Annotated in this window: 6 protein-coding genes and 1 pseudogene; 5 read left to right on the top strand and 2 right to left on the bottom strand. The window is 66.9% G+C overall.

Translation table 11 applies throughout. The features are described from left to right. Positions 1-862 (bottom strand): radical SAM family heme chaperone HemW (gene hemW / locus WBB07_RS27775; RefSeq protein WP_526312678.1); only part of this gene is annotated, 862 nt, incomplete at its 3' end. Between the two features lie 132 nt (positions 863-994). On the opposite strand from hemW, the gene WBB07_RS27780 reads away from it, so the two are divergent. From WBB07_RS27780 to WBB07_RS27795, 4 genes are all read left to right on the top strand, one after another. After that, complete coding sequence (locus tag WBB07_RS27780) at positions 995-1,060, top strand: Ms4527A family Cys-rich leader peptide (RefSeq protein ID WP_526312688.1); 66 nt, start codon at positions 995-997, stop codon at positions 1,058-1,060. A gap of 126 nt (positions 1,061-1,186) precedes the next feature. Further along, positions 1,187-2,863 (top strand): nitrite/sulfite reductase, encoded by a 1,677-nt coding sequence (locus WBB07_RS27785; protein WP_526312680.1) that lies wholly within the window; start codon positions 1,187-1,189, stop codon positions 2,861-2,863. A gap of 15 nt (positions 2,864-2,878) precedes the next feature. Beyond that, positions 2,879-3,592, top strand: coding sequence for a phosphoadenylyl-sulfate reductase (locus WBB07_RS27790; protein ID WP_526312682.1), 714 nt, complete (start codon positions 2,879-2,881; stop codon positions 3,590-3,592). A gap of 7 nt (positions 3,593-3,599) precedes the next feature. Next, complete coding sequence (locus WBB07_RS27795) at positions 3,600-4,304, top strand: sirohydrochlorin chelatase (protein WP_526312684.1); 705 nt, start codon at positions 3,600-3,602, stop codon at positions 4,302-4,304. A 6-nt stretch (positions 4,305-4,310) separates the two neighbouring features. On the opposite strand, the gene WBB07_RS27800 is transcribed toward WBB07_RS27795, so the two are convergent. Then, the gene (locus tag WBB07_RS27800; RefSeq protein ID WP_526312686.1) at positions 4,311-5,387 is read right to left on the bottom strand and encodes a class I SAM-dependent methyltransferase; all 1,077 of its coding nucleotides are present in this window, start codon (positions 5,385-5,387) and stop codon (positions 4,311-4,313) included. 213 nt (positions 5,388-5,600) lie between these two features. On the opposite strand from WBB07_RS27800, the pseudogene WBB07_RS27805 reads away from it, so the two are divergent. Then, positions 5,601-5,832 (top strand): annotated as a pseudogene (locus tag WBB07_RS27805) (sterol desaturase family protein); the annotation flags it as partial.

A 5,832-nucleotide genomic window follows, 5' to 3' on the forward strand; every position in this document is an offset into this window, starting at 1 on the left:
GGGCGCGGGGCCCGGCGCCCCACCACTGACCGCCGCCCCAGTAGCCGAGGTTGTGCCGGCACTCCCCACCGGGGCGGCTCCAATTCGACACTTCGTACCAGTCGAACCCGGCGTCGCGCACCATCCGGTCCACCAGTTCGTAGCGCGTCGCCAGTACGTCGTCGTCAACACACACCATCTCGCCGCGGCGCACCCGTCGGGCCAGCGCGGTGCCGTCTTCGACAACAAGCGCATACGCCGACAGATGGTCGACTCCCGCCTCCAGGACGGCATCGACCGAGCGGCGCAGGTCGTCGTCGGACTCCCCCGGCGTGCCGTAGATGAGGTCCAGGTTCACATGCTCGAACCCGGCCGCCTGGGCCTCCCCCGCCGCGGCCACCGCCCGCCCCGGCGAATGCGTGCGGTCCAACAGTCGCAGCACGTGCGCGGCGGCGGACTGCATGCCCAGCGACACCCGGGTGTAGCCGGCCTCCCGGATCGCGGCGAAGAATTCCGGTGAGGTGGATTCCGGATTGGCCTCGGTGGTCACCTCCGCGTCGGCGGCCAGCGAAAACGACTCTCGCACCGCGTCGAGCACCGCGGCCAGACCGTGGTGCCCCAACAGCGACGGCGTGCCGCCGCCGACAAACACCGTGTCGACGGTCGGCGCTGGCAGCCGCTCGGCGGCCAACGCCAATTCCACCCGCACCGCGGCCAGCCAGCCATCCGGATTGGCACCGCCGAGCTCACCCGGGGTGTAGGTGTTGAAGTCGCAGTATCCGCAGCGGGTGGCGCAGAACGGCACGTGGATGTAGAGCCCGAACGCCCCGCCCGGTGTCAGCACCAGGGCAGGCTCGTCCTGCGTCACGATGCCGGTGGTCATGCCGTCCAGTCTCCCAGAACTCCGACGGGTCGAATTCCGCTCACGCTGCGCGGAAATCTGGCCTGGTTGGGCGCCTGCGACGTGCCGTGGCAGAATGGCCGGGTGATCGCTTCACGCCACCCCCAGCCCCGAGTGGCACTGGTTGCGCGGCGGCATGTCGATTTCAAGCGCGTTTGTACTTGTTGCTGTCTGCCTTGACGGCTTGATCTCGCACCCAGCCACCCTTTCATCAGCTGGCCGCCGGATCCGCGCCGCCGGACTCAGCCACCGGTGTAAAGGGCGCGATTCGTAACGCCGGCTCCTTCTCGAGGAGCACGACCGATCATGACCACGCCACAGGCACGTCCCGCCAAACGCCCCAAGGGCGAAGGCCAGTGGAAGCTCGGCTACCGCGAACCACTCAACGCGAACGAGCAGGCCAAAAAGGACGACAATCCGCTCAACGTCCGGAGCCGGATCGAGAACATCTACGCCAAGGGCGGCTTCCAGAGCATCGACAAGGGTGACCTGCGTGGCCGTTTCCGCTGGTGGGGCCTCTACACCCAGCGCCGGCCCGGGTTCGACGGCACCTGGACCGGTGACGACAACACCGACATGCTCGAAGACGAGTACTTCATGCTGCGGGTCCGCTGCGACGGCGGCGCCCTGACCGCGGCGGGGCTGCGCACCCTGGGCGGCATCTCCACCGAGTTCGGCCGCGACACCGCCGACATCTCCGACCGCCAGAACATCCAGTACCACTGGATCGAGGTCGAGAACATGCCGGAGATCTGGCGGCGCCTCGACGAGGTGGGTCTGCAGACCACCGAGGCCTGCGGCGACTGCCCCCGCATCGTGCTGGGCTCACCGTTGGCCGGTGAGTCGCTCGATGAGGTGATCGACGGCACCCCGGCCATCCAGGAGATCGTCAAGCGCTATATCGGCAAGCCGGAGTACTCGAACCTGCCCCGCAAGTTCAAGACCGCGATCTCGGGCCAGCAGGATGTGGTGCACGAGGTCAATGACGTCGCCTTCATCGGAGTTGTGCATCCCGAGCACGGCCCCGGCTTCGATCTGTGGGTCGGCGGCGGGCTGTCCACCAATCCGATGCTGGGCCAACGGGTCGGCGCGTGGGTGCCGCTCGACGAGGTGCCCGACGTGTGGGAGGGCGTGGTCAGTGTCTTCCGTGACTACGGCTACCGCCGGCTGCGGGCCAAGGCCCGGCTGAAGTTCCTGATCAAGGACTGGGGCATCCCGAAGTTCCGCGAGGTGCTCGAGACCGAATACCTGAAGCGGCCCCTGATCGACGGACCGGCGCCCACTCCGGTGACGCGTCCCATCGACCACGTGGGCGTCCAGAAGTTGCGCAACGGCCTCAACGCCGTCGGCGTCGCCCCGATCGCGGGCCGCGTCTCGGGCACCATCCTGAGCAAGGTCGCCGACCTCGCCGAGGCCGCAGGCAGTGACCGGATCCGCTTCACGCCCTACCAGAAGCTGATCATCCTCGACGTTCCCGACGACAAACTCGATGAGCTGCGCGACGGGCTCGATGCCCTGGGCCTGCCGTCACAGCCGTCGCACTGGCGGCGAAACCTGATGGCCTGCACCGGTATCGAGTTCTGCAAGTTGAGCTTCGCCGAGACGCGGAGCCGCTCGCAGGCGCTGGTCCCGGAATTGGAGCAGCGGCTCGAGGACATCAATGCCCAGCTCGACGTGCCGGTGACCGTGAACATCAACGGCTGCCCCAACTCGTGCGCCCGGATCCAGATCGCCGACATCGGTTTCAAGGGCCAGATGGTCGACGACGGCGACGGCAATCAGGTCGAGGGGTTCCAGGTGCATCTCGGTGGCAGCCTGGGCCTGGACAGCGGCTTCGGTCGCAAATTGCGCCAGCACAAGGTGACCAGCGCCGAACTCGGCGACTACATCGATCGGGTTGTCCGCAACTTCGTGAAACAACGCGAGGCCGGCGAGCGTTTCGCTCAGTGGGCGGTACGCGCCGACGATGCCGATTTGCGCTGATTCGAGGTTTGCACCATGACAGTTGAGGTGAGTGGTTTGACGGAGACGGAGCTGCGGGAGCTGGCGGCCCGCGGTGCCGCCGAACTCGACGGGGCCGGCGCAGAGGAGCTGCTGCGCTGGACCGACGAGCATTTTGGCGGTTCCTACATCGTGGCCTCCAACATGCAGGATGCCGTGTTGGTGGATCTGGCGGCCAAAGTCCGTCCCGGGGTCGACGTGCTGTTCCTCGACACCGGGTACCACTTCGCCGAGACCATCGGGACCAGGGACGCCGTCGAGTCCGTCTATGACGTGCACGTCGTCAATGTCACTGCCGAGAAAAGCGTCGCCGAGCAGGACGAACTGTTCGGTAAGGACCTGTTCGCCCGCGATCCGGGTGCCTGCTGCCGGATGCGCAAGGTGGAACCGCTGTCGAAGGCTCTCGCGGGCTACTCGGCATGGGTCACCGGGATTCGCCGTGTCGAGGCACCGACGCGGGCCAATGCGCCGCTGATCAGCTTCGACGAGGCGTTCAAGCTGGTGAAGATCAACCCGATCGCTGCCTGGTCCGATGACGACATGCAGAGTTACCAGGACACCCACGGTGTGCTGGTGAATCCGCTTGTCGACGAGGGTTATCCCTCCATCGGCTGCCGGCCGTGCACCGCCAAACCCGAGCCCGGTTCCGATCCGCGCAGCGGCCGGTGGCAGGGCTTGGCCAAAACGGAGTGCGGGCTGCACGCGTCATGAGGTCCCGGTGACCACGCTGGTCCTGACCGCCCACGGCAGTGTCGATCCGCGGTCCGCCGCGGTGACGCAGGCCGTGGCCGGCCGGATCAGGCGGCTGCGGCCGTGGCTGGACGTTCGTCCCGCGTTTCTGGAGCAGACGTCACCGAGCCTGGGTGCGGTGCTCTCCGAAACCACCGACGCTGTGGTGACGCCGTTCCTGTTGGCCAGCGCCTATCACGCGCGCATCGACATCCCGGCGATCGTCGAAGAGTCGGGCGCCCGGGTTCAGCAGGCGCAGGTGCTCGGTGAAGATCCGGCACTGCTGGCGGTGTTACGGCTGCGCCTGGCAGAAGCCGGGGTCTCCCCCGACGAGGACGGCCTCGGGGTAGTCGTCGTAGCGGTCGGCTCGTCGAAGCCGGATGCGAACTTGCGCACGGCAACTGTGGCCGACACCCTGGCCATCGGAACGCGTTGGGCCGGAACCCAAACTGCTTTCGCCACCGGCCCGTACGCCAATCTTCCCGATGCCGTCGCCCGACTGCGTGACAACGGCGCGTCCCGGGTGGTCATCGCGCCGTGGTTCTTGGCGCACGGCCGCATCACGGACCGGGTGACCGCATTTGCCACCCAGCACGACATCGCGATGTCAGAGCCGCTGGGCTCACACAATCTGGTCGCCGCCACGGTGTTGGACCGCTTCGACGCGGCGACCGCGGCCCTGGCTGCCGCCTGAGTCTGCTCAGGGTCGGACTTCGTAAATACTGTTGAAGGGCGTGCGGGCCGCTTCCCGGAACCGCGTGAACCCTCCGGCGGTCACGACATCGCGGATACGGGACGGACCGGCTTGGGTTCCCAGCGCGAGCCCGACGGGCTGCGCCAGTGACGACGGGGTGCACAACAACGTCGAAAACCCGTAGTAGGCGCGACCGATGGGAGTGAAGTTGTCCTCCACCCGATCACCGGCAAACGGTTCGACGATCATCCAGGTGCCGTCATCGGCGATGACCTCCCGCACATGCCGGGCGACCCCCACCGGATCCCCCATGTCGTGCAAACAGTCGAACATCGTGACCAGGTCGAAGGGACCGCCGCTGAACCAATCCGCCGATACGCAGTCGAACCGCGCTGTCGATTCCGTGTTCGCCTGCTGAGCGCGTGCCCGGGCGGTCTCGATCGACGCGGCGTGGACGTCGGTGCCGGTGAACTCCGACTGCGGGAAGTGTTGTGCCATCAAGATTGTCGAGGCACCGTGTCCGCAGCCGACATCAGCCACCCGGGCGCCGCTGTCGAGCTTGGCGGTGACACCGTCGAGGGCTGGGAGCCACTCGGAGACCAGGTGCGCCGCGTAGCTCGGCCGGAAGAATCGTTCGCAACCCACGTGTACGTCTGAATTGTGATCGCCCCAGTCCACGCCGGCTCCGGAGGCGGCGGCATCGACGATTTTGGTTGCATCGCGGGCAGCTCCGTGCGCGGTCTGGAACAAGCCGACCACAAAAGCCGGGCTGCTCTCATCTGCCAGCGCCAGCGCTTGCTCAGGCTGCAGGAAGTAGCGCCCCGCCGACGGTTCGTACTCGACAAAATGCCCTGCCGCCTGAGCATTGAGCCACTCCCGGGCGTAGTGCACATCGGTGGCGGTGCGCTCGGCCAGCTCCTCCGGCGTGCTCGGGCCGTGGCGTCTCAGCGACCGGTAATAGCCCAGCCGATCCCCCATCACGACCAGTGCGCAGTTCAGCGCGGCTCCGGCTTCTTCGACAGCGCGCATGACGAAGGCCATGAGTTGGTCCTGGTTGACCGTGGGGGTGCTTGTTGTGTTCATCTGATCTGTCCTTTCTCAGTGCGATCGGACCGGTCGGTGCCGATGGGCACCAACCAGCTCGAAGTTACGCCGGTCGGGCCGTCGACAGTGCCAGTCCGCAGTCTTCGAAAAAGGATGTGCCGCTTGGATACAACCTCTGATGCGACGGTCGCGGCACCGGGGGCGGCCGGCATCGGAACCACCGGCGGATAGCGCAACAAATTCAAACAGCGCGTCTTCATCATCTGGGACCGGATGTTCGGCAGCTATGCCGACGAAGTGGAACACGTGCGCTCCGGGCTGACCCACAACATCGACACCCACAACCCGGTCAAGGTGAACTTCCACGAGTTCGTCGCGATGGTGCGCGACGTGCGCCGCGCCCGAACCTGGCGCGGCCGGATCGGCTACCTGCTGCGGCCGCCCGGATGGGCGGAGCCGGCGCCGATCGCGGCCCAGTCAGCGG

The sequence above is a fragment of the Mycobacterium sp. genome, from assembly GCF_049647605.1.
Lineage (GTDB): Bacteria > Actinomycetota > Actinomycetes > Mycobacteriales > Mycobacteriaceae > Mycobacterium.